This is a genomic window from Paraburkholderia sp. BL23I1N1, assembly GCF_003610295.1.
Classification (GTDB): Bacteria; Pseudomonadota; Gammaproteobacteria; order Burkholderiales; family Burkholderiaceae; genus Paraburkholderia.
Map to the genome: position 1 here is coordinate 1,406,383 of NZ_RAPV01000002.1, position 25,634 is coordinate 1,432,016.

Below are 25,634 nucleotides of genomic sequence, written 5' to 3' on the forward strand. Positions count from 1 at the left end.
CATGAACGCCTCACAATTGGAGACACAACCATGAAGCAGGTCATTCGAGCGATCGGCGCCGGCATGCTGGCGTTGGGGATACTGGGCACGGCAGGCGTCGCGCGTGCCGATGAAAAAGTCACGCTGGGCGTCGCGATTCCGACGGCGGATCACGGCTTTACGGGTGGCATCGTCTGGTGGGCAAACAAGGCGAAGGCCGATCTTGAGAAAACCCATCCCGATCTGAAGGTGATCGTGAAGACCGCGGCCGGCGCGCCCGAACAGGCGAACCAGTTGCAGGATCTGGTGACGGTGAACAAGATCAATGCGCTGGTGATTTTCCCGTTCGAATCGGCTTCGCTGACGCAGCCGGTTGCTCAGGTGAAGAAGAAGGGCGTGTACGTGACGGTGGTGGATCGCGGTCTGACCGACACCAGTGCGCAGGATGCCTACGTTGCGGGCGACAACACCGCGTTCGGCAAGATTCCTGCCGAGTATCTGGCGAAAGCGCTCGACGGCAAGGGCGACATCGTCGCGCTGCGAGGCATTCCGACCACGCTCGACAACGAACGCTGGACCGCGTTTACGGGCGTGCTGAAGGCCTATCCGAACATCAAGATCCTCGACGGCAAGTACGCGAACTGGAATCGCGACGATGCCTTCAAGGTGATGCAGGACTACCTCACGCGCTTCAAGCATATCGACGCCGTCTGGGCCGCCGACGACGACATGGCCGTTGGCGTGCTTAAAGCGATCGAGCAGGCCAAGCGTACCGACATCAAGATCGTGTTCGGCGGCGCGGGTTCCAAGGGCATGGTGAAGAACGTGATGGATGGCGCGCCGATGATCAAGGCCGACGTGTCGTACTCGCCGAAATTCATCTACGACGCGATCAAGCTCACCGCCGAAGCGCGCCTGAAGGGCGACAAACTGCCGCCGACCACGATCATTCCGTCGGTGCTGATCACGAAGGAAAACGCGCAGCAGTTCTATTTTCCTGACTCGCCGTTCTGATGTTCCGATGCTTGGGCATCCGGCGCGCGCTTGCCGTGTTTCTGTCGCAGAGGCATGACAGGTGCGCCATAGTTCGAGGAACCGTACGATGAAAACCATCAAAGGGCCGGCGATTTTTCTCGCCCAGTTCATGGGCGACGAGGTGCCGTTCGACAACTTCGCACATCTTGCGGGCTGGGCGGCGAGTCTTGGCTTCAAGGGCATCCAGGTGCCGTGCGATACGCGCCTGATCGATCTCGAACAGGCGGCGGCGAGCCAGAGCTATTGCGACGAGTTGCGTGAGATCGCGGAAGATGCGGGCGTCACGATCACCGAACTGTCGACGCATCTGCAAGGGCAACTCGTTGCCGTGCACCCGGCCTATGACACCTTGTTCGACGGCTTTGCCGCGCAGCATGTGCGCGGCAATCCTGCCGCGCGCACGCAGTGGGCGGTCGATCAGATGAAGCTGGCGGCAAAAGCGTCGCAACGTTTGGGGCTGAATACCCACGTGTCGTTTTCCGGGGCGCTGGCGTGGCCTTATCTTTATCCGTGGCCGCAGCGTCCGGCAGGTTTGATCGAGACGGCCTTCGACGAACTCGCGCGCCGCTGGACGCCGATTCTCGATGCATTCGACGAAGCAGGTGTGGACGTGTGCTACGAACTGCATCCGGGCGAGGATCTGCACGACGGCGTGACCTTCGAGCGTTTTCTGGACGCGGTGAAACAGCATCCGCGCGCGAACATCCTCTACGACCCAAGCCATTTCGTGTTGCAGCAACTGGATTACCTCGCGTTCATCGACATCTATCACGCGCGCATCAAGGCGTTCCATGTGAAGGACGCGGAGTTTCGTCCGAACGGCAAGCAAGGTGTGTACGGCGGCTATAGCGGCTGGGTCGAACGCGCGGGACGCTTCCGCTCGCTTGGCGACGGGCAGATCGATTTCGGCGCGATCTTCTCGAAGATGGCGCAATACGATTTTCCGGGCTGGGCGGTGCTGGAGTGGGAGTGCGCGTTGAAGCATCCACAGGACGGCGCGCGTGAAGGCGCGGAGTTTATTCGCCGCCACATTATTCGTGTGGCAGAACATGCATTCGACGATTTCGCGGGCAGTGGCGTGGATGCCGCGCAGTTGAAACGCGTGCTTGGCATTTGACGGTGATTTTCAGGTGAGTTGAAGCAGATCGCAAAGGAGTAGTGGCTATGCCACAAAAAAAAAGACTCAGGCTCGGCATGGTCGGCGGCGGGCAAGGCGCGTTTATTGGCGCGGTGCATCGGATCACGGCGCGGCTCGACGACCGGTTCGAACTGGTGGCCGGTGCGTTGTCGTCCGATCCGCAGCGCGCGCAAGCGAGCGCGGCCGAGTCCGGTATCGCGCGCAGCTATGCGGATTGGGGTGAGATGGCGCGTGCCGAAGCCGCTCGCGACGACGGTATCGACGCAGTTGCGATCGTCACGCCGAATCATCTGCATGCGCCGGTGGCGACGGCTTTTCTCGAAGCGGGCATCCATGTGATCTGCGACAAGCCGCTGGCGATTTCGTTGGCGGAAGGCGAGGCGCTAGCGAAGCTCGCGCGCGAGAAGAACAAGCTGTTCGCGCTGACGCATACGTATTCCGGTTATCCGCTGGTGCGGCATGCACGTGAGCTTGTCGAGAATGGTGAACTCGGCGAAATACGCGTGGTGCAAGTCGAATACGCGCAGGACTGGCTGGCTGAACCGATCGAAACGAACGGCACGAACAAGCAGGCCGGCTGGCGTACGGATCCGTCGTTAGCGGGTCCTGCCGGCTGTCTCGGCGACATCGGCACGCACGCGTATCATCTCGCGGCCTTCATCACCGGGATGACGCCGTCGTCGCTGTTGGCGGAATTGCATACCTTCGTGCCGGGTCGTCGTATTGACGACCACGTGCAGGCGATGCTGCGCTATCCGAACGGCGCGCGCGGCATGCTCTGGGCGAGCCAAGTCGCGAGCGGCGCGGAAAATGCGCTGCGTCTGCGGGTGTATGGGACGAAGGCTGGTTTGAGTTTCGATCAGGAGAATCCGAACGAATTGTGGTTCACGCCGCTGGGTGGTTCGGCCGAGCGCCTGACGCGAGGACGGGTGCAAAGCGCGCTCGCGGCACACGCGACGCGCGTGCCGGCGGGGCATCCTGAGGGTTATCTGGAAGCGTTCGCGCAGTTGTACAAGGATGCGGCGTTGCAGATCGAAGCGTTGAATGCGGGGCAACCGTTGCCCGCCGAAAGCCTGCTGTTGACGACGGTGGATGATGGCGTGGCGGGCCTGCGTTTTATCGATGCGGTGTTGGCGAGCAGCGCGGCGGACGGTCAGTGGCGCGAGATCGCGAATGGCTGAGCGTGGCGGCTGAGCCGCCAGCCTTGGGTTCAGTACGGCTCGCCGCTGCTGACGCTAAAAGCCCTTCTTTGCCGTTGCACGTCCCTCAGCCGCCCTTGCTCTTCCTGATCTGCTCTTCAAAAGCAATATCGAGCTTGCTCGCCTTGCGCGGCTTCGGCGGTCCGAAACCGTCGACGAATTTGACGAAGTCGTCGAGCGTTAGCGGATCGGAGACTTTCTTGTCCGTGCCGCTCGATTTGTCGACCAGATAAAACAGCCCGCCGGACAGGCTGATCGCCGCGAACTGCGGATTGCCGCTGCGGGTTTTCAGCCGCTCGACGGCGTGGATGGCTCGGGTGGTACGCATGATGGGGGACTGCTGGTCGGGGGAAAGAGTTCTACTGTAGCAACTTCGCGCAGGGCGCGCGAAATTGCTTTATTGCGCGGCCCCGCACCTTAACCCCAGCACCTTAACCCTTGCTTCTGAGTCTGCGCCGCAGCCACTCCGCCCAATCCTCCAGCACCGTATAAACCACCGGCACCACCACCAGCGTCAGAATCGACGACGTAATCACCCCGCCGATCACCGTCTGCCCGAGCGGCCCGCGTTGCTCCCCGCCTTCGCCGAGCGCCGCTGCCAGAGGCAGCATGCCGAAGATCATCGCCAGCGTCGTCATCAGAATCGGCCGCAGACGCACGCGCGCCGCTTCGAGCAGCGCTTCACGCCGCTCCATCATGCGACCCTTGCCGGACGCGTCGAGCAAAGTGCCGCGCCGTGCCTGATTCGCGAAGTCGATCAACAGAATCGCGTTCTTCGTCACAAGGCCCATCAACATCACGAAGCCGATGATCGAAAACATGTTCAGCGTACTGCCGAACAGCAGCAGCGCGAGCAGCACGCCGATCAACGTGAGCGGCAGCGACGCCATGATCGCGAGCGGCTGCGCGAAGCTCGCGAACTGCGACGCGAGAATCATGTAGATGAAAATCACGGCGAGCGCCAACGCCTCCACCGCATACACGAACGATTCGTTCATGCTCTTGGTCGAGCCTTCGAATCGATAGTGATAGCCCGCCGGCAAATGCATCGCGTCGAGCGCCTTCGCGACGTCCGCGGCCACTTCGCCGGGCGAGCGGCCATTCACGTTCGCCGACAGCATCACCTCGCGTTGCAGGTCGCGCCGGTTCAGCACATCGGGCCCGGTCGTCTTGACGATATCCGCGATCTGCCGCAGCGGCACCAGCACTGGCGCACCGTTCGCGTCGGTGCGGTTGGTCGCGATCATCAGCCTGGCGAGATCATCGACGTCCTGGCGCTGCGCGCGCGGCAAGCGCACGCTGACGTCGTAGTCCTGGTCATCGGGCGCGCGCCAGGTGCTGATGGCGTCGCCGGAGAGCAGCGGCCGCAACGCGGTGCCGATATCGGCCACGCCCACGCCGAGGTCGGACGCCAGTTCGCGCTTCACATTGATCGCGACGATCGGTTTATCCGCTTTGAGACTCGAATCGAGATCGACGAGCCCTGGGATCTTTACCATCCGTGCCTGAGCCGCATCCGAAAGCCGGCGCAGTTCGTCAATGTTGTCGCCCTGCAAGCTCAACTGGATCGCCTTCGTACTGCCGGCGCCGTCGGGCACGCCGATTTCAGTAATCGACACCCCCGCCACCGAGGCGAGCCGCGCGCGAAACACCTGATTCAATTCGACCATGCCGCGCGTGCGGTCGCGCCGGTCCTTCAGGCGCACGGTAATCAGCGCGGTATTTTTGCCTTGTGTGTTGCCCGAGTTGAGCGTCGCGTAACTGAAGCGCACTTCGGGGTAGGTGGCGAGAATCGCCTGCACTTGCTTCACCTTTTCCGAGGTGGCCTCGAGCGAAGTGCCCACCGGTGTGTTCAAGCCGATCTGCGTTTCGGAGAAGTCCGCATTCGGCACGAACTCGGTGCCGACAAACGGCACCAGAAACAGGCTGCCGAAGAACGTCGCAGCAGCCACGACGAGCGTGATCGCGCGATGCTTCAGCGACCAGCCGAGCAGGCGCTGATAAAACGCGGTGAGCTGGTCGATCTGCCTGTCGAACAGATGCAGTGAACGTTCGATCAAGCGTCCGTAGCGATAGCCTTTGCGGCCCGTGTCCGTGTCGTGCAGATCGGGGTCCGGCCAGATCGAGGACAGCATCGGATCGAGCGTGAACGACACGAACATCGAGATCAGCACGGCAGCGGCCACCGTGATGCCGAACTGATGGAAGAAGCGGCCGATGATGCCGCCCATGAAGCCCACCGGCAGAAACACCGCAACGATCGAGAAGGTGGTCGCCAGCACGGCGAGCGCGATTTCCTTGGTGCCGTCGAGCGCGGCGGTTCGATGGTCCGCGCCGAGCTGCACGTGCCGCACGATGTTTTCGCGCACCACGATCGCGTCGTCGATCAGCAAGCCGACGCATAAAGACAGCGCCATCAGCGTGATCACGTTGATCGTGAAGCCGCACGCGTACATCACCGCGAAGGTGCCGATCAGCGCGATCGGCAGCGTGAGGCCGGTGATCACCGTGCTGCGCCACGAGCCGAGGAACAGGAACACGATCAGCACCGTCAGCAGCGCGCCTTCGAGCAGGGTGCGCTTCACTTCGTTGACGCTTTGTTCGATGTTGATCGAGGAATCGTCGGTAATACTGAGTTGCACGCCGGGTGGCAGTTGCGGCTGCAAGCGCGTGACTTCGTCACGCACGCCGTGGGCGACATCCACGGTGTTTTCGCCCTGCGCCTTGATGATCGACAGGAACAGCGCGCGCTGGCCGTTGAGCAAGGCCATGCTGTCGGGTTCCCGCTGGCCGTCCACCACGTCAGCGACCTGATCGAGTGTGACGGGCTGTGTCGCTGATGAAGCAGTAGGAATCGCCGACTGCGCGCCGCGACGCGCGACGATGATGCGTTTGAAGTCGTCCGGTTTCTCGAAACGGCCTTTGACCTGCACGGTCTGCTCGACATTACTCGACGTGAGCGGCCCAGCCGGAATCTCCTGATTCTCGTTCTGCACCGCACGAATCACCTGATCGACGCCGATCGAAAGCGCCTGCAGCTTCTGCGGATTCACGTCGATCTGCACCTGCCGTTTCACGCCGCCCACCAGCGAGACTGAGCCGACGCCGCGCACCGTTTCGAGCCGTTTGCGCACGATCTGATCGGCGACCGTGGTGAGATCGCGCGTGGACAGCGACGCGCCCGGCGCGTTCGAGATGGCCACCGTGATGATCGGCATATCCGCCGGGTCATAGCGCAGCACGCGCGGGTCCTTCACGCCGTCGCGCAGATCGGGGCGGATCAGCGCGATCTTGTCGCGCACGTCCTGGGCGGCCTGCACCGCATCCACCGAAAGATCGAATTGCACGATCACGACCGATTGCGCGTCGTACGAACGCGAGGTGATTTCGTCGATGCCGCTGATCGTGTTGACCGCTTCTTCGATCTTGCGCGTGACGTCCGACTCGACCGATTCCGGCGACGCCCCCGGATACGCGGTCTGCACGACCACGACCGGGAACGCGATGTCCGGGAACTGATCGACCTTGAGCCGCTGATAAGAAAACAGACCGATGACGAGCAGCGCCATCATCATCATCGTGGCGAGCACCGGGTTGCCGATGCTGATGCGGGTGAACCACATAGGCGAGGGCTCCGGTCAGCGTGCGCTGCTTGCGCCCGGCACGCTGGCCGCTTGCGAAGCCGCCTGCCCGGGTTGGGCGGGCTGCACCACATGCACGGTGCTGCCGATCCGCAATGAGCCGAGATTGTTCTTCACGATCTGCTGGCCGAGCGCGAGCGGGCCGCCGGCGATTTCGGTCCATGTATCGCCGTCGGCGTCGCCGGTCGCGCCGGTTTGCACCGCTTGCTCGACCAGCTTGCCGTTGACGAGCGCATAGACGCTGTGGCGCGTGCCGTCCGTGCGGATGGCGGTGGCAGGGACGACCAGCACGTCTTGCCGGCTGCCGACCGAGATCGTGCCGGTGCCGAACATGCTGACCCGCAGCGTGCCCGACGGATTGGCAACCTGCACATACACCATGATCGAACGCGAGCCGGCTTGCGCGGCCGGATTGATGCGCGTGATCGCACCCTGGACGGGCGCGTCGATCCCGTCGAACGCGATCTGGATCGGCTGGTCGATGCGAACGCGGCCGATCTCGCCGACCGGCACCGGCGCTTCCAGTTCGAGCGTGCGCAGATCGACTACGTCGAACAGCTTGCTATCGACGGCCACTTTCTCGCCCGGTTCAACCGAGCGCGAGGCGATCTGTCCGTCGAGCGGCGAGCGCACGACGGTATCGTCCAGAGACAGATTCGACGACGCCAGCGCGGCCTTCGCCGCGTCAAGATTCGCGCGGGCGATTTGATACTGGCTTTGCGCGGTGTCGAAGGCGTTTTTTGAAATGAAGCCTTTTTCGACCAGCACGCGGTTGTTGTCGAGTGTTTGCTTCGCGATGTCGAGCTGGCCGGCCATGGCTGCCATCTGGCCGCGCGTCTGCTCGGCGCGGGCCACATAGTCGCGGGCATCGATCTTCGCGAGAATCTGGCCGGTCTTGACCGAATCGCCTTCGCGCACCATGACGTTGAGCGCCGAGCCGGCCACTTTCGATTTGACCGCGGCTTGCGTGACGGCGCGCAGCGAGCCGGTCAGCGGCAGCGTTTCAGAGAGGGTGCGGCGGCTGACGGTGGTGAGGTCGTCGGGCGCGAATTCGACGACGGAAGCGGGGGTCTCGACGCCGGCGGCAGCGGCGCCGCTACGCTTCCTGATGGCGTGGCCCACCGCGATGGCGAGGATCACAACGGCTACAACGGCAGCGACGAAAATGCGTTTTCTGGCTTTTAGCATGCGCGGTCTGACGGACTTCACGGGCTGGCGAGAGGCGGCGGCCTTGTGGTGTCAAGGCGCCGCGCATCTCGCACGGAATCGGCAAAATTAGCCTGAACCCGCAGTTCACTGAAAGCTGGCCGTCAGCATGGTACACGCAGCTTGCATGCTCACTGACTCAAATAAACGAACTTGCCGTTCCTGATGATGCCCATCACGCTCGCGCGCTGATCCAGGCCGACGTGGTCCTTCGGGCTCGTATTGACCACACCATTCGGCACGACCAGTTCATGCGCGTGTTCCAGTTCGTCACGCAAGGCAACGCGGAACGCCAGCGTGCCTGGCTGCGCCGTCTTCAACGCGCGTGCCACCGCGTCCTGCAAACGCGGATACACGCCTGCCGCGTCGCCCGCGAACTGCGTGACGCTGCCCGGGCCGTACTTCGCTTCGTATTCATTGGTGAACGCGAGCGCCGCCTTCTTCGCCGGATGATCGGCCGGCAGCGTGCGCGCCACCACGACTGGCTGGGTCGGGAACAGCGTGCCTTCCACGTCCTTGCCGCCCAGCTTGATGAACTCGGGCGTGGCGATGCCGTGCGTCTGATAGATCGGGCCTTTGAAGCCGCGTTCGACCAGCGTGCGTTGCGGCAGCACGGTCGGCGTGCCGGCGCCGGCGATCAGGATCGCATCCGGTTTGGCCGCCATCAGCTTGAGGATCTGGCCCGTGACGCTGGCGTCGGTGCGGTTGTAGCGCTCCGTCGCGACCAACTGGATATGCCGCAAGGCCGCGAACTTGCTGAATTCGTTGAGCCAGCTCTCGCCGTAACCGTCCGCGAAACCGATGAAGCCCACCGTCTTCACGTTGTGGTTCGACATATAGCGCGTCATCACGTCGGCCATCGCGCTGTCGGTCTGCGCCATCTTGTAGGCCCACACCTTCTTGCCTTCCTGCGGCTCCACCACGCTCGCCGAGCCGATCAGCGTGATCATCGGCGTCTGGCTTTCCGCGACCGGATCGAGCGCGGCCATGGCGGCCGGCGTGATATTCGGGCCGACGATCACGTCGACATGGTCTTCGCTGATCAGCTTGCGGATGTTGCGCACCGCGTTGCCCGGATCGGAGGCGTCGTCGAGGAAGATGTAGTCGGCTTTCTGGCCGGCGATCGTGGCCGGCCACATCAGCATCGCGTTCTTGCTCGTAATGCCGATCACGGCGGCGGGGCCGGTGCTCGACAGGTCGATGCCGACCTTGATGTCGGCCTGTGCTGCGGTGGCGAGCAGGAGCGCGCCAAAACCAAGGGCGGCGGCCAGGCCGCGAAGTTTATTTTTATGCGACGTCATCAAGGGTCTCCGTAGCGGGAAGCGTAGTCAGTTCAAAGTTCGTAGGTTTCGTGTTCGCCTTTGAGCGCCTGTTCGATCAGCTTGCGGTTCATGCTCGGCGACAGCAGTTCGACGAGCGTATACACATAGCTGCGCAGATACGCGCCCTGCTTAAGCGCGACCCGTGTCACGTTGCTGCCGAACAGATGGCCGACCGGCATCGCGCGCAAATGGCGGTCGCGCTCGGCGTTGAACGCGATATCCGCCATGATGCCGACGCCCAGTCCCAGTTCCACGTAGGTTTTGATCACGTCGGCGTCGATCGCCTCCAGCACGATATCCGGATGCAAGCCGCGCAGGCGGAACGCCTCATTGATCTTGGTGCGGCCGGCGAACGCGTTGTCGTACGTAATCAGCGGATATTGGGTCAGATCGTCCAACGACAAAAGTTTGCGGTCGAGCAGCGGATGATCCGGCTGCACCACGGCGACGTGGTGCCACTGGAAGCACGGCAGCGAGACCAGTTCCTTATAGTTAGCGATCGCTTCGGTGGCGATGGCGAGGTCGGCCTGGTCGTGAATCACCATCTCGGCCACCTGGGTGGGGCTGCCTTGCAAGATGGAAAGGTGAACTTTCGGGAACCGCTTCTTGAATTCGGCGATGGCGGCCGGAAGTGAGTAGCGGGCCTGGGTGTGGGTGGCGGCGATCACCAGATTGCCCTGATCCTGGGCTGCGTAATCTTTACCGACCCGCTTGAGGCTCTCCACTTCCTGCAGAATTCGCTCAACCGACTGAAGAATGATGCGCCCCGGCTCGGTCAGCGAGCGCACCCGCTTGCCGTGCCGCGTGAAGATTTCGACGCCCAGCTCGTCTTCCAGCTCGATGATCGCCTTGGAGACGCCCGGCTGGCTTGTAAACAGGGCTTTGGCCGCTTCGGTCAGGTTGAAATTCTGCCGCACAGCCTCGCGGACGAAGCGGAATTGATGCAGGTTCATATATAACCTCTCCGCATATCAAAAGAATTTTTTAGTCGTTTGAAATATAAGGCGAGTTTATTACGATCTGTCCATCTTTTTCAATATGGATATCTGTATTTGTCATAAGCAAATGAGAGATGGGTCTAAACCCTGACTCGGCTGGACTGACAAATAGAGATATCTAGGGCGCGGCGGAACCGGACTGCCGTGTGTCACGCAAAAAATTGGGGTCCCCGAATGTACCAATACGATCAGTACGACCAGACCATCGTCGATGAGCGGGTCGCGCAATACGCCGATCAGGTTCGCCGCCGCTTGTCGGGCGAATTGAGCGAAGAGGAGTTCCGTCCGCTGCGTCTGCAGAACGGCCTGTACATGCAGCGTCACGCGTACATGCACCGCATCGCGATTCCGTACGGCAATCTGCGCAGCGACCAGATGCGCGTGCTGGCCCAGATCGCGCGCGAGCACGACCGCGGCTACGGCCACTTTTCGACGCGCTCGAACATCCAGTACAACTGGATCAAGCTCGAAGAAACGCCGGAAATCCTGCGCAAGCTCGCGGCCGTGCAAATGCACGGCATCCAGACCTCGGGCAACTGTATCCGCAACATCACGGCCGACCAGTTCGCGGGCGTAGCACCGGACGAAGTAGTCGATCCGCGCCCTTGGGCAGAAATCCTGCGTCAATGGTCGACGTTCCACCCGGAATTCGCATGGCTGCCGCGTAAGTTCAAGATCGCCGTGTCGGGTTCGAAGGAAGACCGCGCTGCCGTGCAGATCCACGACATGGGCGTGTATCTGAAGAAGAACGGGCAGGGCGAACTGGTGGCCGACATTCTGGCCGGCGGCGGCATGGGCCGTACGCCGATCATCGGCGCGATCATCCGTCAAGATCTGCCGTGGCAACACCTGCTGACGTACTGCGAAGCCGTGCTGCGCGTGTACAACCGCTACGGCCGCCGCGACAACATCTACAAGGCGCGCATCAAGATTCTCGTGAAGGCGTTGAGCCCGGAGAAATTCTCGGCGCAAGTCGAAGAAGAATGGCAACACTTGAAGGACGGTCCGTCGACGCTCACGCAAGCCGAAGTGGATCGTGTGTCGCAATACTTCCAGCCGCCGGTGTATGAAAAGCTGGCCGACACGGATACGTCGTTCGAAAAGCATTTGCTGGAAAACCGTGCGTTTGCACGCTGGGTCGAACGTAACGTGCGTCCGCACAAGGTAGAGGGATATTCGTCCGTCACGTTGTCGCTGAAGCCGACCACGATTGCCCCGGGCGATGCCACCGACGCGCAGATGGAAGCGGTCGCCGATTGGGCCGACGAATACTCGCTCGGCGAAATCCGCGTGTCGCACGAACAGAACCTGATTCTCGCGAACGTGAAGAAGCGCGACCTGTTCGCGCTGTGGGAAAAGGCCAAGGCGCAAGGTTTCGCGACGCCGAACATCGGCTTGCTGACCGACATCATCGCGTGCCCGGGCGGCGATTTCTGCTCGCTCGCGAATGCGAAGTCGATTCCGATCGCGCTGGCGATTCAGGAACGTTTCAGCGATCTCGACTACGTGTATGACCTGGGCGACGTGTCGCTGAACATCTCGGGTTGTATCAACGCTTGCGGTCACCACCACGTCGGCAACATCGGCATTCTGGGCGTCGATAAGGACGGCTCGGAGTGGTATCAGGTGACGCTCGGCGGCGAGCAGGGCACGGGCGCCACGGGCGCGCATCTCGGCCGCGTGATCGGCCCGTCGTTCTCGGCGGAAGAAATGCCGGACGTGATCAGCAAGGTGATCGATACGTTCGTGGAAAACCGTCACGAAGGCGAACGCTTCGTGGAAACGTACAACCGCATCGGCATGACCCCGTTCAAGGAACGTGTGTACGCTTCGCGTCAACCGGCTCACGCGTAATCGCGAAAAGGATACTGAACAGATGGCTTCTATCATCAAGAACCGCGCGATCGTCAACGATGACTGGACGGTGGTGCGCGCCGCTGAAGACGGCACGTTGCCCGCAGTCGCTGCCTTGCCGGCCGGCAAAGTGCTGGTGCCGCTCGCGCTGTGGCAGGCTGAACGCGATGCGCTGATCGCTTCGCGCAACGCCGCTGAAATCGGCGTGTGGCTCGCGCCGGATAGCGAACCGGCGGATATTGTCGGCGACTTCGACACGGTCGCGCTGATCGGCGTGGACTTCCCGGTGTTCCGCGACGGCCGCGGCTACAGCATTGGCCGCCTGTTGCGAGAGCGTTATGGCTACAAGGGCGAACTGCGCGCGATCGGCGACGTGCTGCGCGACCAGTTGTCGTTCATGTTCCGCTGCGGTTTCGACGCTTACGCGTTGCGTTCGGACAAAGACTTCGACGACGCGCTCAAGGCATTCGACGAATTCAGCTTCAACTATCAGGGCGCGGTGAACTCGTCGCCGCTGTTCCGCCGCCGCGAAGCGGGCGAACTGACAAAGGTCCCGGCATGAGCGGCGCACAATCGCTTACGCCGGAACTCGCCGCGAAGGTCGAGCGCCTTGATGCGCTGCTCGACTCGATCGCCGCGCGTCACGCGAACGTGAAGCTCGCCAGCAGCCTCGCAGCGGAAGACATGCTGCTCACGCACGCGATTTTGTCGCGTGGCGTGAAGATCGGCATCTTCTCGCTGAACACGGGCCGTCTGCATGCGGAAACGCTCGGCATGATCGATCGCGTGAAAGAGCGCTACGGTTACGATATCGAGCAGTTTCATCCGCAAGCTGCCGCGGTTGAGGAATATGTCGGCTCGCATGGTCTGAACGCATTCTATGAAAGCGTCGATCTGCGCAAGCGCTGCTGTGAAATCCGCAAGGTTGAACCGTTGAACCGCGCACTGTCGGATGTCAGCGCGTGGGTGACGGGCCAGCGTCGCGAACAGTCGGTGACGCGTGCCGAACTGCACGAGGAAGAACACGATGCGGCGCGTAACATCGCCAAGTTCAATCCGCTGACGGACTGGACCGAAGCTGAAGTGTGGGACTACCTGAAAGCGTTGGACGTGCCGGTCAATCCGCTGCATGCGCGCGGTTATCCGAGTATCGGCTGCGAACCTTGTACCCGCGCGATCCGTCCCGGTGAAGACAGCCGGGCAGGGCGCTGGTGGTGGGAGTCGCGCGATACGAAGGAATGTGGCCTGCATATCACGACGATTACGCCGATCCCCTTCAACAGCAGCGAGAACGCTTCGGCTTAAAGCGCTTTGACATCAAGCATTAGGGCGATTCGGGCCTTGGTTTCTGATCTGAACGCCGCACATACCGATTTGAATACTTCCGCGAAGCAGGCAACCGCTTGCGACGCGAATCAACGAAGGACCCAAACATGAGCACCACGCTCGAATCCACTGTGAATGCACCGCTTGCCAACACCGCGAACCGGATGGATCACCTCGATTGGCTCGAAGCCGAATCGATTCATATCCTGCGCGAACTGGTCGCCGAATGCAGCAAGCCTGCGCTGCTGTTCTCGGGCGGCAAGGATTCGGTGGTGGTGCTGCACCTCGCGCTGAAGGCCTTCGGCATTGGCGCGAATCGCAAGACCGTGCTGCCGTTCCCGCTCGTCCATATCGACACCGGCCACAACTACGACGAAGTGATCGACTTCCGCGATCGCCGCGCGAAAGAGATTGGCGCCGAACTGGTGGTGGGCCACGTCGAAGATTCGATCAAGCGCGGCACGGTGCGTCTGCGCCGCGAACTGGATTCGCGCAACGCCGCGCAAGCCGTGACGCTGCTCGAAACGATCGCGGAACATGAGTACACCGCACTGATTGGCGGCGCGCGCCGTGACGAAGAAAAGGCCCGTGCAAAAGAACGGATCTTCTCGTTCCGCGACGAATTCGGCCAATGGGATCCCAAGGCGCAGCGCCCGGAACTGTGGAGCCTGTACAACGCGCGTCTGCACAACGGCGAACACCTGCGCGTGTTCCCGATCTCGAACTGGACCGAACTCGACGTGTGGCAATACATCGCTCGCGAACAGCTTGAACTGCCGTCGATCTATTACGCGCATCAGCGCGAGATCGTGCGCCGCAACGGCCTGCTCGTACCGGTCACGCCGCTCACGCCGATGCACGAAGGCGAAACCAGCGAAACCGCGCTGGTGCGTTTCCGCACCGTCGGCGATATCAGCTGCACGTGCCCGGTGGAAAGCGATGCCGACGATCTCGAGAAGATCATCGCCGAAACGGCCGTAACCGAAATCACGGAACGGGGCGCCACGCGGATGGACGATCAGGTCTCCGAAGCCGCGATGGAACAGCGTAAGAAACAAGGTTATTTCTAAGCACACCGGGACAATGCAATCATGAGTATTCGTCAACCAGAAGACCTCGGCGTGCTGCGATTTATCACTGCGGGCAGCGTCGACGACGGCAAGAGCACGTTGATCGGCCGCCTGCTGTACGACAGCAAGGCGGTTTTGAGCGACCAGCTCTCGGCACTGTCGCGCGCAAAGAATAAGCGTACCGTGGGCGACGAAATCGATCTGTCGCTGCTGACCGACGGCCTCGAAGCCGAACGCGAGCAGGGCATCACGATCGACGTTGCTTACCGCTATTTCGCTACGGCCAAGCGCAAGTTCATCATCGCCGACACGCCGGGCCACGAGCAGTACACGCGCAACATGGTGACGGGTGCATCGACGGCGCACGCAGCGATCATTCTGGTCGATGCAACGCGCGTGACCTTCGTAGACGGCGTCGCTCAACTGCTGCCGCAAACCAAGCGTCATAGCGCGATCGTGAAGCTGCTCGGGCTGCAGCACGCGATTGTCGCGATCAACAAGATGGACCTCGTCGACTATAGCGAAACGCGCTTCAACGAGATTCGCGATGCGTATGTCGAGCTCGCGCGTCAACTGGGTCTGAACGACGTGCGCTTCGTGCCGGTGTCGGCGCTGAAGGGCGACAACATCGTGACGGCTAGCGAAAGCATGCCGTGGTACGCAGGCGAGCCGCTGCTCGATTTGCTCGAAGCCTTGCCGGTCGATATTCCGACGGGTCAGGCGCTGCGTTTTCCGGTGCAATGGGTGGCGCGTCAGGACGGCAGCCAGGCTGACGACTTCCGCGGCTACATGGGCCGTGTCGAGGCGGGTGAGGTGAAGGTCGGCGATACCATCGTCGTGTTGCCGGCAAACCGCGAAGCGACGGTTGCCGAGATCATCGCGCCGGTAACGGGCGGTACCGCGGCGGTGGACCGTGCGTTTGCCGGTCAAACCGTGACGATCCGTCTGGCCGAAGACGTCGACGTGTCGCGTGGCGATACCTTCGTGCTGCGTGAAGCGGCACCGGAGCCGGCGAAGAAGCTGGAAGCCGATCTGTGCTGGTTCGACGACACGCCGCTGTCGACGCAACGCAAGTATCTGTTGAAGCAGACCACCAACACGGTGTTCGCGCGGATCGGTTCGATCAAGGAAGTGCTCGATGTGCATACGCTGTCGCAGGCAACCGATCGCAAGGAGCTGGCGATGAACGATATCGGCCGCGTGGCGCTGACCTTGCAAAAGCCGTTGGTGTGCGACGTGTACGACTCGCATCAGGGCACGGGCGCATTCGTGCTGATCGATGAAGCGACGCATCACACGGTTGCAGCCGGGATGATCCGGGCGTTTTCGGCGTAAGCGAGCGAAGCGTAGTTGTGTACCGCGGGCACCCTAACGAACAGGTTAAAGGACATGGGTAAGGTTTATCTGATCGGAGCAGGGCCAGGTGCCGCGGACCTCATCACGGTACGTGGGGCGCGGCTGCTGGGTACGGCTGATGTCGTGTTGCACGATGCGCTTGTCGAGCCTGCGATGTTGGACTATGCGCCTTCACGTGCGCGGCGGATTGCTGTGGGCAAGCGGTGCGGGCAGCTTTCCACTGCGCAGCAGTTCATCAACAAGCAGATCGTCGATGCGGCTTTGGAGCATGACGTGGTGGTGCGTCTGAAGGGTGGCGATCCGATGTTGTTTGGGCGTGCCGATGAGGAGATGCGTGCGCTTGAGGCTGCGGGCATCGAGTATGAGGTGGTGCCCGGGATTACGGCTGCGCTGGCTAGTGCGGCTTCCCTGAAGCGATCGTTGACGCTTCGCGGTGTGTCTCGTAGTGTTGCGTTGGCTACGCATAGCCGGGCGGCTGATACTGAGGCGATTCGCGAGCAGGTGAATGCTGATTCGCTCGTGTTTTACATGGGGCGGGATAGTGGGCCTGAGATCGCTCAACAGTTGATTGAGGCTGGGCGGGATAGCGCGACTCCCGTTGCGATTGTCGAAGCCTGTAGTACGCCTCGTGAGCGGATGCTCACTCTCACGCTTTCTGAACTTGCCTGCGGTGAGGCTCAGCAGTGGCTTGATGTTTCGCAGCCTAGTCTTCTGATGATCGGGGAGGCCTTTGCTGCTCGGCAGCAGGTTGTCCGCTCCGCGGATGGGCTTTTAGTCGCGGCTTAGGTTTGGTTTTTGCCTTTGGCAGTCGTTTTTGGTTGTTTGCCTCCGGTGTTGGCCTTTCCTTGATTTCTTATTGGTTTATTAGCGTCGCCCCTGTGCGGGGCGGCACACCTACTTTTCTTTGCCTGCCGCAAAGAAAAGTAGGCAAAAGAAAGCGGCTCACACCGCCAGCCCATAAGCGGGTCCCCCGCGCAGCCACGGTAGTGGTGCATCTGGAATCTGTGCCCTCGCACATTCAGCCCTGGTGACAAGGCACTCATACTTCCGGCGGCGCTGCGCGCGCCGACGCGGTACTTCATCAAACCGTGCGTTGTTGCTGACGCTTGGCGTGCCTTCTTCGAACCGCGTGTTGTCGCCGATGCTTTGAGGAAATCCGGCAAACTGCCAGATATCGTCAGGCTCATTGTGACTTCATTTGATCCAACGGCTGATTCCGGCGTCAGGGGGCACTAGCTGCCGCTAGTGGTCTGCGTCAAACGGATTGCATCTTATTCAGCTTCTTCCTGGCACGCGTGACTTTCGCCAGGATATCGGAAGCCTTTGCCGTCCAGATGAACGGTTTCGGATCACGGTTGTGCTTCTCGACGTACTGTTCGATGGTGCTCACCAGGTCGGGCACCGAGGAAAATGCAGAGCGCCGTAGTTGGTTTTCCGATAGACCGCAGGCAAAGAAAAGTGCCGCCCCGCACAGGGGCGACGCTAATAGACCACTAAGAAAACAAGGAAAGGCCAACACAGCAAGCACACAGAAAATAAGCGCCGCGCAGGCTAAGAAGAGAAGAAGAGGCCAACACCGCAGGCACACAACCAATGCCGCCGCCAAAGGCAAAAAAACAAATCAACCCTGCCGAAGGCAATACTCAACAACAGCGTCCAACACACCTTCATCCTCACCAACCGCAACAGCACACTTAATCTCAACAGAAGGATACAACCCACGACACCGCTCGACGAGCGCAGGCAAATCCTTCCTGATATGCCCACCTTGCCCAAAAAAAACAGGCACAACCGTCACAACAGAACACCCGTCGGAGACCAGAGAATCCACAGCAGTAGGCAAATCCGGCTCCATCAACTCAAGAAAAGCCAGCAAAACCGGCCCAGCGCCAGCATCAGAACCACGGGCAACCCGCAACTTCTCAGCAAGCCTCTCAAACGGCTCGCGCCAGCGCACATCCCTCGCGCCATGCCCAAACAACACCATCCCATGCGTAGCCATGACACAGGCTCCTAATGGCGATCAACCCACTTCAACCCGACCAGCCCAAGCACCAGATAAACGAGCCCAGGCGTAGCCGCAGTCAACGGCGCAGGCCACGTATTCAACGTGCCGATATGCGAGAACAGCGTGTTGAACAGCTGGAAACTCATCCCCAGCATAATCCCGCCAAAAACCTTCACACCGACCACGCCGGCGCGCGTATGCAGATACGCAAACGGCAACGACAGCACCAGCATCACGAACACCGCAAACGGATACAGCAGCTTGCGCCACAGCGCAATTTCATACCGCTGCGTGTCCTGATGATTCTCGGTCAAATGCTGGATGTAGCGGAGCAGGTTGAACATCGACATCCGGTCGGGCGACACCAACAACACCGACAGAATCTGCGGCGTCAATTCCGACCGCAGCGAATACTCGGGCACCGTCACCTGCTTCGCGCGATACACCGGATTCAACGCATCGGCCGGTGTGCCGGGAGGAGGGGGCACGTCGATCAATTGCGTGTCCGTCACATCAGTCAACTGCCAGTGACCCGGCGGCTGATACGTGCCGCTCTTCGCAATCCGCACGTTGGACAAACGGAACTTCGAATCGAATTCGTAAATCCGCACGTTGCTGATCGTTGCGTCCGGCTTCAATTCGCCGACATTCACGAAGCGCGTTACCTGTTCGCCGTCCGCGCGCGCGGTGAGCGTGTCCTTCACCCACACGCCCGATTCGAAGTTGCTCGATACCGACGACCCCAGCGCTTCAAGCCGCACGCGTTCCGACAACTGATCCGTGTACGGACCGACCACTTCGCCGATGATATAAGTCAGGAACACCAGCGGAATGCCGATCTTCATGAGCGAGCGCAGCGCCTGATTGGTGGCGAGGCCGGACACGCGAAAAATCGTGTACTCGGAGTTCGCCGCCATCTGCGCGAACACATAGATCGCGCTGATCAACGCGGCAACCGGAATGATTTCGTAGAAGCGCGACGGCGTTTGCAGCGCGACGCGCAGCACCGCGTACTGGAGCTTGTAGTTACCGTGGCCGACGGAGTTCAGCTCGTTGATCAGGTCGAAGAAGAAGAACAGACCCGAGAACGCGAACAGAATAAAGATGAACGTGAGATAGATCTGACGCGCGAAGTATTTTTCATAGATGCGCATCGCTCAGGCCCCCTGCGAACGGCTGAACATCGCCCGCGTGAACAGCGGCCGGTTGCGCACGCGTAGCCAGAAGATGAACACGACGATCGCTGCCACGATAATGTGCAGGCCAACCAGTCCAATTGCGAACGATATCCTGCCTTGCTCGATCCACGCCTGGACCACGTTCAACAGATTCGAATAGGTTAGATAGATCAGGACGGCCATCACCAGATTGATCGTGCGGCTGCGCCGCGGGTTTTGATGCGCAAGCGGAATCGCCAGCAGCATGAGGTTAATCGCAATCAGTGGCAGGCCCGCGCGCCACGCGAATTCGGCGAGGTTGTCGTTGGTCGGGTTGCGCAGGAGCGTGGACGTGGACAAGCCGGTAGTAGTCGGCGTATTGACGACCGGCTGGCTCTGGATCTTCACGCCGTAGCGCTCGAACTCCATGATGCGGAAATCGGGGTGCCCCGGTTCGCCGTCATAGCGGCGGCCGTTTTCCAGCACGACGAAGCGGTCACCGTTCTTGTGTGTTTCGGTGTGGCCGGTTTTCGACACCACAACATTGAGCTTGCCGTTTTCCGTGCTGGTCACAAACACGTTCTCGACGCGTGCCTGGTCGGGCGACATCTTCTCGATGAAAAACACCCGGTGGCTGGCCGCCGATTCGCGGAACTGGCCCGGTGCCAGCAGCGAGACTTCGTCGCGTTGCTGGAAGCGCGCGCGCAGCAGCTTGCTCTGCTGGTTCGACCACGGCCAGCCGACGAACACGAAGAACATGATGAGAATGATGATCGGCGTGGCGAAAATACCGATCGGCTTGATGAAGCGGGTCAGACTGACACCCGAGGCGAGCCAGACGACCATTTCGGAGTCTTTGTACCAGCGGGTCAGGACGAACAGAATCGACACGAACAGGGTCGCGACGAGCATGATGGCCAGGTAGCCGATCACGGTCAGGCCGATCAGGACCAGCACGTCGCGCGGATCGATCTCGCCCGAGGCGGCGAGGCCGACGATGCGGATCATCATCGTCGTCAGCACGAGCGTGAGGAGAACCATGAACACGGCACCAGCCGTATACGCGAGTTCGCGCTGGAGGGAGCGTTCGAAGATCATTATTGATGATGAGAGGGGGCGCTCTCAGTGACGCGCGGGTTGTTTCCCTTCACGCCTCCGGTGCAGCCGCCGCGGGAAAAATAGCGGATAATTGCGGCTTTCATCCTAAGCCCAGATTTTATCCGAGGACAAGCGCGATGGACTTTAGCATAAAAGCCTGTGATTGGACCAAAGGCTCGTCAAACGGTTTCCTGACCGGGAAATCCGATTGCATCGTAATCGGCGTGTTCGAGTCGCAAACACTCTCGGGCGCGGCCCTTGAGATCGACGCGGCCACCAAGGGCCTCCTGACCCGCATCATCAAGGCCGGCGACATGGACGGCAAGGCCGGCACCACGCTGTTCCTGCACGAAGTCTCAGGCATCGGCGCTTCGCGCGTGCTGCTGGTCGGACTCGGCAAGCAGGATGCTTTCAGCCAGAAAGCCTACGGCGAAGCCGTGCGGGCCGCCTGGCGCGCATTGCTCGGCACCAAGATCGTCCAGGTGACGTTCACGCTCGCCCAACTGCCGATCCTCGAACGCTCGACCGATTGGGGCGTGCGCGCCGCGATCCTCGCGCTGCGCGAGCTGACCTACAAGTTCACGCAGATGAAGAGCAAGCCGGACAACGCGGCGCGCGCCTTGAAGCGCATCGTGTTCAGCGTCAATACCGGCGACGAGAAGGCCACCAAGCTCGCGGCCAAGCAGGGCGCGGCGCTCGCCAACGGCATGGATCTGACGCGCGACCTCGGCAACCTGCCGAGCAACGTCTGCACGCCGACCTACCTTGCCAACACCGCGAAGAAGCTCGCCAAAGACTGGAAGCTGAAGGTCGAGGTGCTCGGCGAGAAACAGTGCGAGGCGCTCAAGATGGGCTCGTTCCTGTCGGTCACGGCGGGCTCGGTCGAACCGGCCCAGTTCATCGTGCTGCAGTACCACGGCGGCGCCGCGAAAGCCGCGCCGGTGGTGCTGGTCGGTAAGGGCGTCACGTTCGACACCGGCGGCATTTCGCTCAAGCCGGGCGAGGGCATGGACGAGATGAAGTACGACATGTGCGGCGCCGGTTCGGTGCTGGGCACGTTGCGCGCCGTCGCCGAAATGGGCCTGAAAATCAACGTGGTCGGCATTATCCCGGCTGTGGAGAACATGCCGTCGGCCACGGCCACCAAGCCGGGCGACATCGTCACCAGCATGAAGGGCCTGACGATCGAAGTGCTGAACACGGACGCCGAAGGCCGGCTGATCCTGTGCGACGCGCTGACCTATGCCGAGCGTTTCAAGCCGGCAGCGGTGATCGACATCGCCACGCTCACGGGCGCCTGCATCATCGCGCTGGGTCATCACAACAGCGGTCTGTTCTCGAAAGACGACGCGCTGGCGGGCGAGTTGCTGGATGCGTCGCGTGAAGCGTCCGATCCGGCCTGGCGCATGCCGCTCGACGACGAGTATCAGGATCAGCTCAAGTCGAACTTCGCGGATCTCGCGAACATCGGCGGCCGTCCGGCAGGCAGCGTGACGGCGGCGTGCTTCCTGTCGCGCTTCACCGAAGCGTATCCGTGGGCGCACCTGGACATCGCCGGCACCGCATGGAAGAGCGGCCAGGCGAAGGGCGCGACCGGCCGCCCGGTGCCCTTGCTCGCGCAGTTCCTGATCGATAGGGCCGCGGACGGTCGCGCTCCACAATGACGCATTGCAGTAAGGTTGCAGGTGTCGCGGCAGACGCAAAACGGAGCCGCCGATGACGAGAATCGATTTTCACTCGAACGTCGGCGATTCGTTGCTGTATGCGTGCCGCCTGATCCGCAAGGCGTATCAGGCGGGCCAGCCCACCATCGTGCTGGCCGAGCCCGAGCGCCTGCGGGCGTTCGACGAACTGTTGTGGACGTTCTCGCCGCTCGACTTCGTGCCGCACTGCATGGCGGGTTCGCCGCTTGCTGCGCAAACGCCGATCGTGCTGGCGTCCAACCTCGATGATGTGCCGCACCATCAGGTGCTGCTCAATCTTGGCGCCACGGTGCCGGCGCAATTCGCGCGCTTCGAAAGATTGCTGGAAGTGGTCGGTAACGCACACGAGGAACTCGCGGCGGGCCGTGAACGCTATCGTTTCTATCGCGATCGCGGCTATGCTTTGAACAACTACAAGCAAGGCAGCTAGGTCTCATTTTGCCCGCGTCGCGTGGTGTTTTGTCGTACGGATTCGACGCGCGCGCGGCCTGCTTCAGCTTGGACCCAAACACGGAGAGTGCGCGTGTCCGACCCTAACGATAACTCGATCCCGGTTCTGCACGAGGTTCTCGTGCAGGGCAATCCCGCTCAGGCGCGTCATGCGACGGGTGGCGAAACGGCGCCCGCTACGCAGCCGGTGCCTGATCCCGAGGCCGCGCGAGAACCGGTTTTCGCGCCGCAAACCAGGCACGAGCCAGCGCCTGCGCCAGAATCCGCGCCCGCGCAAAAGGAGCCGACGCTTGCGCCGGAGCCCGCGCATGCGTCAGAGCAGGCACATCCGGAAGAACCCGCTCATCCGAAAAAACGATCGAGGGCGCACCACGCTGGTGATCACCACCGGCACGGCCATCAGCCTGCCGTGGCGCCGTCAGCGGGCGTGTTCGATCGCGCTGAACCGCATGCGCCGATCGAGGCGGGCGCGATCGTGCCGCCGGATATCGATCGCGAGGCCCATGCGCGGCCGCAGCCGACTCTCGATGCGGATGTCATCGCCGAACGTCTGCGTGGACGGTTCGCGGGTTTTCTGACGGGCGAGGGGCGTGGCATCATCGAAGCACGTTGCCGCGAAGCGTTGCAGGATCACACTTCGTGGCTCGTCAACCAGATCACGCGCGAAGTGGCGCTGGCGCTGGAGACCGAATTGACCGGCTGGGTAAGGGAAGCGGTTGATCAGGAGATGGCGCGGCGCTCGGGCAGCGCCTGAGCACAGCAGAAAGCAGGGGGTGCACCTTTATCCGGGTGCGCTTGCCGCTTTCAGCCAGCCGCGTTCATTCGAGTTTCTTTCCGGCCTCAATCATTTGAGCGTCATTACCCAGCTCGCCAGCATAGCCGCCTGATCGGGCGTGAGTTGCGTATTCGCGGGCATCGGCACCTTCCCCCACACGCCGGTGCTGCCATCCAGAATCTTGTGTTTCAGATAGGTGGCGGCATCGTCGCGGCCGGCATATTTCGCGGCGACGTCATGCAGCGCCGGTCCCATGAATGGACGCGACACCGCGTGGCAGCTCATGCAGTTCTGCTGCTGGGCAAGCGCGAGGCCGACGGGGGCCTCCGCTTGCGCGGCCGAACTGCTGGCGCTAAACGAAGCGCTCAGCACGCCGACGGCCGCAAGCGCTGCATACGACATTGATTTCATTATGGTCTCCGTCGGTGCAGGTGCCCGACTCGTGGTGCACGCATTATAAAAGGAAAGGGGCGCACGGTTTTCCGTGCGCCCCTTTGCGTTTTTGCGTAGCTAATTTTTGTAGCTTCTGCAGCGTATGTCACGTCGAGCAGTGCTTCCGATTCGCCCGGAAGAACCGCGGCGAATCAGCGCCTGCTCAGCGCGTGTTCAATGCGCGCTTAGCCCGTCACCGCGCCCTTGTTGGCCGGCAGCGCGAGCGCGGAGTACTTCGCCAGCACGCCACGCGTGTAGCGCGGCTTCGGTGCTTGCCATGCGGCGCGGCGGCGTTCGATCTCGGCGTCGTCGACGTTCAGTTGCAGCAACAGCTTGTGCGCGTCGATCGTGATCGAGTCGCCTTCCTGCACGAACGCGATCGTGCCGCCCACGAACGCTTCCGGCGCGACGTGACCGACCACCATGCCCCACGTGCCGCCCGAGAAGCGGCCGTCGGTGATCAGGCCGACGGTTTCGCCGAGACCCTTGCCGATGATCGCGGACGTAGGCGCGAGCATTTCCGGCATGCCGGGGCCGCCCTTCGGACCGAGGTAGCGCAACACCACCACGTCGCCGGCGACGATCTTGTCGGCCAGAATGGCTTCCAGCGCGCTTTGCTCGTCGTCGAACACGCGGGCCGGGCCGGTGATGACCGGATTCTTCAGGCCGGTGATCTTGGCGACCGCGCCGTCAACCGCCAGGTTGCCCTTCAGGATCGCGAGGTGGCCTTCCTTGTACAGCGCCTGTTCGATCGGGAAGATCACCTGTTGGTCGGCGCGCGGCTTGCTCGGCACGTCCTTCAGTTCTTCGGCGATCGTCTTGCCGGTGATCGTCATGCAATCGCCGTGCAGCAGGCCTGCGTCGAGCAGAATCTTCATGACTTGCGGAATGCCGCCCGCCTTGTGCAGATCGGTCGCGACGAACTGGCCCGACGGCTTCAGGTTGCAGATCACCGGCACTTTCTTGCGCATGCGCTCGAAGTCTTCGATGGTCCATTCCACTTCGGCCGCATGCGCGATCGCCAGGAAGTGCAGCACTGCGTTGGTCGAGCCGCCGGTCGCCATCAGAACGGCCACGGCGTTTTCGATCGCCTTCTTCGTGACGATGTCGCGCGGCTTCAGATCCTTCTTGACCGCTTCGACCAGCACGCGTGCCGATTCGGCTGCCGAGTCGACCTTTTCCTGATCGGGGTTCGCCATCGTCGACGAATACAGCAGCGACATGCCCAGAGCTTCGAACGACGAGCTCATCGTGTTGGCGGTGTACATGCCGCCGCACGAGCCCGTGGACGGGCATGCGTTCTTCTCGACCCCTTCAAAATCTTCCTGCGACATCCGGCCGGCCGTGAATTCGCCCACGGCTTCGAACGACGACACGATGGTCAGATCGGTGCCCTTCCAGTTGCCCGGACGGATCGTGCCGCCGTACACGTAGATGCTCGGCACGTTGGTGCGCAGCATGCCGATCATGCCGCCCGGCATGTTCTTGTCGCAGCCGCCGATCACGACCACGCCGTCCATCCACTGGCCCTGCACGCACGTCTCGATACAGTCGGAGATGACTTCGCGCGACACGAGCGAGTACTTCATGCCCTCGGTGCCCATCGACATGCCGTCCGAGATCGTCGGCGTACCGAAGATCTGCGGATTCGCATCGGCGCCCTTGACCGCGGCGACCGCCGCGTCAGCCAGACGCTGCAGGCCGGCGTTGCACGGCGTGATGGTCGAGTGGCCGTTGGCGATGCCGATCATCGGCTTGTCGAAGTCAGCCTTTTCGTAGCCGAGTGCGTAGTACATCGAGCGGTTCGGTGAGCGCGCCACGCCTTGCGTGATGTTCTTCGAACGACGGTTGTATGCCATGGGGAACTCCAATCTGTTTTGTTTTGAT

Annotated in this window: 23 protein-coding genes and 1 pseudogene; 12 read left to right on the top strand and 12 right to left on the bottom strand. The window is 61.7% G+C overall.

Annotated features, from left to right (window positions below):
• Positions 1-30 precede the first annotated feature (30 nt).
• The 3 genes from B0G76_RS38955 to B0G76_RS38965 all read left to right on the top strand — a co-directional run bounded on the left by B0G76_RS38955 (position 31) and on the right by B0G76_RS38965 (position 3,333).
• Positions 31-993 carry a substrate-binding domain-containing protein gene (locus tag B0G76_RS38955; protein ID WP_120297967.1) on the top strand — a complete coding sequence of 321 codons (963 nt, stop codon included), beginning with the start codon at positions 31-33 and terminating at the stop codon, positions 991-993.
• An 88-nt stretch (positions 994-1,081) separates the two neighbouring features.
• Positions 1,082-2,131, top strand: coding sequence for a sugar phosphate isomerase/epimerase (locus tag B0G76_RS38960; RefSeq protein WP_120297968.1), 1,050 nt, complete (start codon positions 1,082-1,084; stop codon positions 2,129-2,131).
• A gap of 47 nt (positions 2,132-2,178) precedes the next feature.
• A complete protein-coding gene (locus tag B0G76_RS38965; protein ID WP_120297969.1) occupies positions 2,179-3,333 on the top strand; it encodes a Gfo/Idh/MocA family protein in 1,155 nt (384 codons plus the stop codon).
• A gap of 85 nt (positions 3,334-3,418) precedes the next feature.
• Here the strand turns inward: B0G76_RS38965 and B0G76_RS38970 are convergent, their stop codons facing one another.
• From B0G76_RS38970 to B0G76_RS38990, 5 genes are all read right to left on the bottom strand, one after another.
• Positions 3,419-3,679, bottom strand: coding sequence for a hypothetical protein (locus B0G76_RS38970; RefSeq protein ID WP_120297970.1), 261 nt, complete (start codon positions 3,677-3,679; stop codon positions 3,419-3,421).
• 103 nt (positions 3,680-3,782) lie between these two features.
• The gene (locus B0G76_RS38975) at positions 3,783-6,974 is read right to left on the bottom strand and encodes an efflux RND transporter permease subunit (protein ID WP_120297971.1); all 3,192 of its coding nucleotides are present in this window, start codon (positions 6,972-6,974) and stop codon (positions 3,783-3,785) included.
• A 15-nt stretch (positions 6,975-6,989) separates the two neighbouring features.
• Positions 6,990-8,180: an efflux RND transporter periplasmic adaptor subunit gene (locus B0G76_RS38980; RefSeq protein WP_120297972.1), complete on the bottom strand. Its 1,191-nt coding sequence runs from the start codon at positions 8,178-8,180 to the stop codon at positions 6,990-6,992.
• 149 nt (positions 8,181-8,329) lie between these two features.
• Positions 8,330-9,499: an ABC transporter substrate-binding protein gene (locus B0G76_RS38985; RefSeq protein ID WP_120297973.1), complete on the bottom strand. Its 1,170-nt coding sequence runs from the start codon at positions 9,497-9,499 to the stop codon at positions 8,330-8,332.
• A gap of 32 nt (positions 9,500-9,531) precedes the next feature.
• Complete coding sequence (locus B0G76_RS38990; RefSeq protein WP_120297974.1) at positions 9,532-10,473, bottom strand: CysB family HTH-type transcriptional regulator; 942 nt, start codon at positions 10,471-10,473, stop codon at positions 9,532-9,534.
• A gap of 219 nt (positions 10,474-10,692) precedes the next feature.
• Here B0G76_RS38990 and B0G76_RS38995 point away from each other — a divergent pair, with 219 nt between their 5' ends.
• The 6 genes from B0G76_RS38995 to cobA all read left to right on the top strand — a co-directional run bounded on the left by B0G76_RS38995 (position 10,693) and on the right by cobA (position 16,910).
• Entirely contained in the window at positions 10,693-12,372 is a 1,680-nt protein-coding gene (locus B0G76_RS38995; RefSeq protein WP_120297975.1) for a nitrite/sulfite reductase, read from the top strand.
• A gap of 22 nt (positions 12,373-12,394) precedes the next feature.
• A complete protein-coding gene (locus B0G76_RS39000) occupies positions 12,395-12,934 on the top strand; it encodes a DUF934 domain-containing protein (protein ID WP_120297976.1) in 540 nt (179 codons plus the stop codon).
• Positions 12,931-13,677 carry a phosphoadenylyl-sulfate reductase gene (locus B0G76_RS39005; protein ID WP_120297977.1) on the top strand — a complete coding sequence of 249 codons (747 nt, stop codon included), beginning with the start codon at positions 12,931-12,933 and terminating at the stop codon, positions 13,675-13,677. The genes B0G76_RS39000 and B0G76_RS39005 overlap by 4 nt, the downstream gene beginning before the upstream one ends.
• A gap of 128 nt (positions 13,678-13,805) precedes the next feature.
• On the top strand, positions 13,806-14,768 hold the full coding sequence (cysD, locus tag B0G76_RS39010) for a sulfate adenylyltransferase subunit CysD (RefSeq protein ID WP_120297978.1): 963 nt from the start codon (positions 13,806-13,808) through the stop codon (positions 14,766-14,768).
• A gap of 21 nt (positions 14,769-14,789) precedes the next feature.
• A complete protein-coding gene (locus B0G76_RS39015) occupies positions 14,790-16,103 on the top strand; it encodes a sulfate adenylyltransferase subunit 1 (RefSeq protein WP_120297979.1) in 1,314 nt (437 codons plus the stop codon).
• A 54-nt stretch (positions 16,104-16,157) separates the two neighbouring features.
• Positions 16,158-16,910, top strand: coding sequence for a uroporphyrinogen-III C-methyltransferase (gene cobA, locus B0G76_RS39020; protein WP_120298109.1), 753 nt, complete (start codon positions 16,158-16,160; stop codon positions 16,908-16,910).
• Here cobA and B0G76_RS42655 read toward each other — a convergent pair.
• From B0G76_RS42655 to lptF, 5 genes and pseudogenes are all read right to left on the bottom strand, one after another.
• Complete coding sequence (locus B0G76_RS42655) at positions 16,907-17,311, bottom strand: hypothetical protein (protein ID WP_147394150.1); 405 nt, start codon at positions 17,309-17,311, stop codon at positions 16,907-16,909. The two genes, cobA and B0G76_RS42655, sit on opposite strands and share 4 nt — an antisense overlap.
• Before the next feature lie 68 nt (positions 17,312-17,379).
• Positions 17,380-17,565: pseudogene (locus tag B0G76_RS39025) on the bottom strand (IS630 family transposase); the annotation flags it as partial.
• Between the two features lie 180 nt (positions 17,566-17,745).
• The gene (locus B0G76_RS39030; protein WP_120297980.1) at positions 17,746-18,126 is read right to left on the bottom strand and encodes a sirohydrochlorin chelatase; all 381 of its coding nucleotides are present in this window, start codon (positions 18,124-18,126) and stop codon (positions 17,746-17,748) included.
• An 11-nt stretch (positions 18,127-18,137) separates the two neighbouring features.
• Positions 18,138-19,286: an LPS export ABC transporter permease LptG gene (gene lptG, locus B0G76_RS39035; protein WP_120297981.1), complete on the bottom strand. Its 1,149-nt coding sequence runs from the start codon at positions 19,284-19,286 to the stop codon at positions 18,138-18,140.
• A gap of 3 nt (positions 19,287-19,289) precedes the next feature.
• Complete coding sequence (lptF, locus tag B0G76_RS39040) at positions 19,290-20,387, bottom strand: LPS export ABC transporter permease LptF (RefSeq protein ID WP_120297982.1); 1,098 nt, start codon at positions 20,385-20,387, stop codon at positions 19,290-19,292.
• Between the two features lie 137 nt (positions 20,388-20,524).
• On the opposite strand from lptF, the gene B0G76_RS39045 reads away from it, so the two are divergent.
• The 3 genes from B0G76_RS39045 (at position 20,525) to B0G76_RS39055 (ending at position 23,294) form a co-directional block, all read left to right on the top strand.
• Complete coding sequence (locus B0G76_RS39045) at positions 20,525-22,051, top strand: leucyl aminopeptidase (RefSeq protein ID WP_120297983.1); 1,527 nt, start codon at positions 20,525-20,527, stop codon at positions 22,049-22,051.
• 52 nt (positions 22,052-22,103) lie between these two features.
• Positions 22,104-22,520, top strand: coding sequence for a DNA polymerase III subunit chi (locus B0G76_RS39050; RefSeq protein WP_120297984.1), 417 nt, complete (start codon positions 22,104-22,106; stop codon positions 22,518-22,520).
• A 93-nt stretch (positions 22,521-22,613) separates the two neighbouring features.
• Entirely contained in the window at positions 22,614-23,294 is a 681-nt protein-coding gene (locus B0G76_RS39055; protein ID WP_120298110.1) for a DUF2486 family protein, read from the top strand.
• Positions 23,295-23,384: 90 nt separating this feature from the next.
• Here the strand turns inward: B0G76_RS39055 and B0G76_RS39060 are convergent, their stop codons facing one another.
• Positions 23,385-23,726 carry a c-type cytochrome gene (locus B0G76_RS39060; RefSeq protein ID WP_120297985.1) on the bottom strand — a complete coding sequence of 114 codons (342 nt, stop codon included), beginning with the start codon at positions 23,724-23,726 and terminating at the stop codon, positions 23,385-23,387.
• A gap of 206 nt (positions 23,727-23,932) precedes the next feature.
• A complete protein-coding gene (ilvD, locus tag B0G76_RS39065) occupies positions 23,933-25,606 on the bottom strand; it encodes a dihydroxy-acid dehydratase (protein ID WP_120297986.1) in 1,674 nt (557 codons plus the stop codon).
• Positions 25,607-25,634: the final 28 nt, after the last annotated feature.

Excerpts from the sequence above, each read along its gene's own strand:
- B0G76_RS38955 (WP_120297967.1), top strand. The coding sequence starts at position 31 with ATGAAGCAGGTCATTCGAGCGATCGGCGCCGGCATGCTGGCGTTGGGG.
- B0G76_RS38960 (WP_120297968.1), top strand. The coding sequence starts at position 1,082 with ATGAAAACCATCAAAGGGCCGGCGATTTTTCTCGCCCAGTTCATGGGC.
- B0G76_RS38965 (WP_120297969.1), top strand. The coding sequence starts at position 2,179 with ATGCCACAAAAAAAAAGACTCAGGCTCGGCATGGTCGGCGGCGGGCAA.
- B0G76_RS38970 (WP_120297970.1), bottom strand. The coding sequence starts at position 3,679 with ATGCGTACCACCCGAGCCATCCACGCCGTCGAGCGGCTGAAAACCCGC.
- B0G76_RS38975 (WP_120297971.1), bottom strand. The coding sequence starts at position 6,974 with ATGTGGTTCACCCGCATCAGCATCGGCAACCCGGTGCTCGCCACGATG.
- B0G76_RS38980 (WP_120297972.1), bottom strand. The coding sequence starts at position 8,180 with ATGCTAAAAGCCAGAAAACGCATTTTCGTCGCTGCCGTTGTAGCCGTT.
- B0G76_RS38985 (WP_120297973.1), bottom strand. The coding sequence starts at position 9,499 with ATGACGTCGCATAAAAATAAACTTCGCGGCCTGGCCGCCGCCCTTGGT.
- B0G76_RS38990 (WP_120297974.1), bottom strand. The coding sequence starts at position 10,473 with ATGAACCTGCATCAATTCCGCTTCGTCCGCGAGGCTGTGCGGCAGAAT.
- B0G76_RS38995 (WP_120297975.1), top strand. The coding sequence starts at position 10,693 with ATGTACCAATACGATCAGTACGACCAGACCATCGTCGATGAGCGGGTC.
- B0G76_RS39000 (WP_120297976.1), top strand. The coding sequence starts at position 12,395 with ATGGCTTCTATCATCAAGAACCGCGCGATCGTCAACGATGACTGGACG.
- B0G76_RS39005 (WP_120297977.1), top strand. The coding sequence starts at position 12,931 with ATGAGCGGCGCACAATCGCTTACGCCGGAACTCGCCGCGAAGGTCGAG.
- cysD (WP_120297978.1), top strand. The coding sequence starts at position 13,806 with ATGAGCACCACGCTCGAATCCACTGTGAATGCACCGCTTGCCAACACC.
- B0G76_RS39015 (WP_120297979.1), top strand. The coding sequence starts at position 14,790 with ATGAGTATTCGTCAACCAGAAGACCTCGGCGTGCTGCGATTTATCACT.
- cobA (WP_120298109.1), top strand. The coding sequence starts at position 16,158 with ATGGGTAAGGTTTATCTGATCGGAGCAGGGCCAGGTGCCGCGGACCTC.
- B0G76_RS42655 (WP_147394150.1), bottom strand. The coding sequence starts at position 17,311 with ATGAGCCTGACGATATCTGGCAGTTTGCCGGATTTCCTCAAAGCATCG.
- B0G76_RS39030 (WP_120297980.1), bottom strand. The coding sequence starts at position 18,126 with ATGGCTACGCATGGGATGGTGTTGTTTGGGCATGGCGCGAGGGATGTG.
- lptG (WP_120297981.1), bottom strand. The coding sequence starts at position 19,286 with ATGCGCATCTATGAAAAATACTTCGCGCGTCAGATCTATCTCACGTTC.
- lptF (WP_120297982.1), bottom strand. The coding sequence starts at position 20,387 with ATGATCTTCGAACGCTCCCTCCAGCGCGAACTCGCGTATACGGCTGGT.
- B0G76_RS39045 (WP_120297983.1), top strand. The coding sequence starts at position 20,525 with ATGGACTTTAGCATAAAAGCCTGTGATTGGACCAAAGGCTCGTCAAAC.
- B0G76_RS39050 (WP_120297984.1), top strand. The coding sequence starts at position 22,104 with ATGACGAGAATCGATTTTCACTCGAACGTCGGCGATTCGTTGCTGTAT.
- B0G76_RS39060 (WP_120297985.1), bottom strand. The coding sequence starts at position 23,726 with ATGAAATCAATGTCGTATGCAGCGCTTGCGGCCGTCGGCGTGCTGAGC.
- ilvD (WP_120297986.1), bottom strand. The coding sequence starts at position 25,606 with ATGGCATACAACCGTCGTTCGAAGAACATCACGCAAGGCGTGGCGCGC.